The sequence below is a fragment of the Flavobacterium sp. genome (assembly GCF_043780635.1).
GTDB lineage: Bacteria > Bacteroidota > Bacteroidia > Flavobacteriales > Flavobacteriaceae > Flavobacterium.
On sequence record NZ_JAYWCK010000133.1, the window covers coordinates 1 to 3,824 of the forward strand.

Sequence of the window (3,824 nt, forward strand, 5' to 3'; positions counted from 1 at the left end):
AATACAACACCACTCCCCTTGAAATTTATAAATTAAATCCAGATGCACAGAGTGGCTTGAAGCCCAATAGTATTTTGCTTATTCCTAAAAAAGGAACAATTCAAAAAACATCGTCACAACCAAAAACGCATAAAGTTGAACCAAAAGAGACATTATTTGGTATCGAAAAAAAATACAATGTTTCAGATGAAGCTTTGAAGAAAGCCAATCCGGAATTAGAAAAATTAGGATTACAAATAGGACAAACGCTAACTATTCCTTCGAATACTGGTTCCAAAACTGTGGTATCAACTACAGAAAAAGTAGTTTATCACGAAGTGCTTCCAAAGGAAACGAAGTATTCAATTGCGAAAAAATACGGAATTACAATCGCAGAATTGGAAAAAAGAAATCCAGAAATTATTCCTAATTTACCCGTTGGATACAAATTGATAATTAAAGGAACTGCTCCAAAAACGGATAAAGTTGCAGCGGTTGAACCAAAAAAAGAAACACCAAAATCAATTTCTCCAAAAGCTACCCCAACCATTAATTACGTAAACTATGAGGTAAAACCTAAAGAAACCTTGTATAGCTTATCAAAAATGTCTGGTTTGGGACAAGAAGAATTGGTTAAACTGAATCCGGCTTTAGCCAACGGAGTTGAAATAGGAATGATTTTAAAAGTACCATCAACGGCTTCAATTCCACAGGAGACAGAATCTAAAAAAGTATACACTTCTTTGTCGAAACAAAGTAATTCGAATGGCAAAAAACAATTGGTTTTGCTGTTGCCTTTCAATATGCCTAAGATTGAAGGTGATACTATAAATTCAACAGCAATGCGATTGAAAAAGGATAAGTTTCTGAATATGACTTTGGATTTTTATTCTGGTGCTTTGATGGCTATTGATTCTGCGCGAAGCCTTGGAATTAATGTAGACGTTAAAATATTTGATTCCCAAGAAACCAAAAACGCTTCGAATATTTCAAGTATTAATCAGGAAAATAATCTGGAAACTGCTGATGCCATAATTGGTCCTTTTTACCAAAATAATGTCGAAAAAACCGCAGAATTATTGGGTAAAAATAATGTTCCAGTGATTTCTCCTTTGTCAAAAGACATTGGAAGTGCATTTCCTAATTTGTACCAAACAATCCCAACAAATGAAGCTTTAAAGACAGCAATGTTTGATTATATGAGGTTGAAAGACGGAAATATTATTGCGGTTGTAGACAAGAAAAAAGAATCTGTTAGACAATATATTCAACAAAACCATTCGGATGTAAAATTTGCAGCTCTGCTTGAAAACGGAAGCTTATCTGCTGAAAGTTTAAAAGGTTTGTTTGTAAAAGACAAAACAAATTATGTGGTTATGGAAACCGCCAATACCGGAATGATAAAATCGACGATGGCAGCAATGATGAGCGTTATGTCAACTTACAAAGTGCAGTTGGTTATTTTAGAACCTAACGAAACTTTGGATACTGACGAAATTAATTTTGAAAATTTAACAAAACTAAATTTATTGTATCCTTCCATAACTCGTGAAAACGTATCTCCAGAAGCTAAAATTTTCGAAAAAGAATACAGAAAGGACAACAAGATTGCTCCAAGTACTTATGCCACTAGGGGTTTTGACGTGACTTTTGATACAATGATGCGATTATCTCAAGATAAAAGTTATCAGGAAACCGCAGATTCAATTGCAACGGAGCAAGTCGATAACAAGTTTGAATATTACAAAAAAGCCGACGGTGGTTATACCAATAAAGGGATTTATATATTGTATTACGACACTGATTTAACCATAAAAGAAGCTAAGTAAGTAGTCAGTTTTCAGTAATCAGTTTTCAGTGGCGTAGCTTTTAACGAAATCTGGAAGCGTAAAAGACAAAATACAAAGAGTATAGCAAAAATAATCAAAACACATAAACGATAACACAAATTATGACCTCAAAAGTAACTTATTTAGGCGATTTAAGAACATCGTCCATTCACTTGCAATCTGGAAGCGAAATCATCTCAGATGCTCCACTAGACAATAACGGAAAAGGAGAGGCTTTTTCGCCAACCGATACTGTAGCCAATGCTTTGGCAAGTTGTATGATGACCGTTATGGGAATCAAAGCCAGCCTTTTGAATGTCGATTTCACAGGTTCTACAGCTGCAGTAACCAAAATTATGCAAGCCGAACCACGAAGAATTAGTGCTATCGAAATTGTTTTTGATATGAACGTTTCGACCGACGAGAAAACCAAAACTATTTTGGAGAGAACTGCAATGACTTGTCCAGTTTTCTTGAGTTTGAACACTGAAATCGATAAGAGAATTAGTTTTAATTGGAAGTAGCAAATAGTGTTCTGCTGTAAAAATTGGTTTATAGGTTAACTTTAAACTTTCTAACCTTAAACTTTTTTCACTTGGATCAAAACCAAAAACAACTCATCAAACTTGCACACACCAAAATGCCTTTTGGTAAATATGAAGGCAAATATCTCATCGATTTGCCAGAATATTATGTGGTTTGGTATTCCAACAAAGGTTTTCCAAAAGGAGAGTTGGGAGAGCAATTACAGCTCATTTATGAGCTAAAGTTAAACGGGCTTGAGGAGTTAATAAGAAATATTCGAAAACGATACCCAAAACCGTAGCTTATCTTTTTTGTCATTTCGACGAAGGAGAAATCACATAATGAGAGCAACTATTGAGATTTGCTTCGCCTGTTCGCTATCGATCGAGTCTCCTTCGTCGAAATGACAATAGAGTACTTAAAAATTTATGGTTTAGTAACGATAATGACAATTTTATTAAAATCAGCAGCAGCATTGATTACGGCTTTGTAATCCTCAAACTTGTCCAGCGGATAGTTGATAATGTTATAAAACTCGGTATTTTCGACTAAAATTTCATCCCCATTTTTAGTGTATTTACTAATGAAACCAGCTTCGGGTTTGCCATTTACTATCGTTTTATAATCCATTACAAATTTATCCAGATTTTTTACTGTAGCTCCTTTTGGCAATATGATTTTGATATTTCGAGTATATAAATGTGGATAATCAATTTCTACAGGCAGCGCTCTTTTGTTTTCCTGATAGAATTCCATTTGTTTTCCTATGGTTTCACCTACTGAAAACAAATAGTTTTCGCCTGCTTTTTGAGTTAGATCTTTCCCGTCAAAAGTCACATTTAGGACAAATGGTTTTTTTCCTATAAATTCAGTTCCGTCATTTTCAGCTTTCAAACTTTTGTATTCTGTTTCTGCGGTATAATTTTCTGCTAAACTTTTCAAAAAGGCTTTGTATTGGTCGGCTGATGCGAAATCTTTAATAGGTTGGAAATTTAAACCTGAATAACCACCAAAAGTAAGGTTGCTGGTTACCAATGGATTTTCAATATCCTGAGTAAAATCGACAGTAATATTCATAATATCATGAGAAATGTCGTTTCCGGGAATTTCGATAAATTTAATTTCGCCAATGCCCATCGCTACACCAGCAAATATTTTTTCTTTGATAAATAATCCGTTGTTATTCGCAATGGTGTTTGGAAACAAAGGAATACGGTACTCGATTTCTGTTGGAGTCAAATATTTCTTTATTGTTGGAAAATAAAATAATAGTTCGTTTAGATTTTCAAAACTCTCAAAATCTTTATCAAAAGGAGTTTTATATCGGTTTGAAGTGAAAACCATATTGTTTTCGATTTTGAAATTTTTGAAAACAGCCAAATAAATTTTTAGAATATCAGTTTGATTGGCTTGTTTTGTTACAATAATATCGGATAAAGTTTCCTTGGCATCAATGTATCTGTCGTAAGCGATGGTTTTTTTGATTTTGTT

3 protein-coding genes and 1 pseudogene are annotated in these 3,824 nt (G+C 33.8%); 3 read left to right on the top strand and 1 reads right to left on the bottom strand.

Features of this window, described 5'->3' with window-relative positions; all coding sequences use genetic code 11:
* The 3 genes from ACH2BV_RS11925 to ACH2BV_RS11935 form a co-directional block, all read left to right on the top strand.
* The coding region (locus ACH2BV_RS11925) for a LysM peptidoglycan-binding domain-containing protein (protein WP_395050956.1) at positions 1 to 1,808 on the top strand (1,808 nt) is incomplete at its 5' end.
* 122 nt (positions 1,809 to 1,930) lie between these two features.
* Positions 1,931 to 2,332: an OsmC family protein gene (locus ACH2BV_RS11930; protein WP_395050957.1), complete on the top strand. Its 402-nt coding sequence runs from the start codon at positions 1,931 to 1,933 to the stop codon at positions 2,330 to 2,332.
* Between the two features lie 71 nt (positions 2,333 to 2,403).
* Positions 2,404 to 2,634, top strand: coding sequence for a DUF3820 family protein (locus ACH2BV_RS11935; RefSeq protein WP_194311055.1), 231 nt, complete (start codon positions 2,404 to 2,406; stop codon positions 2,632 to 2,634).
* 125 nt (positions 2,635 to 2,759) lie between these two features.
* Here the strand turns inward: ACH2BV_RS11935 and ACH2BV_RS11940 are convergent.
* Positions 2,760 to 3,824: pseudogene (locus ACH2BV_RS11940) on the bottom strand (hypothetical protein); the annotation flags it as partial.

What these genes read in the sequence shown, in the direction of transcription:
- ACH2BV_RS11930 (WP_395050957.1), top strand. Translation starts at nt 1,931, where the DNA reads ATGACCTCAAAAGTAACTTATTTAGGCGATTTAAGAACATCGTCCATT.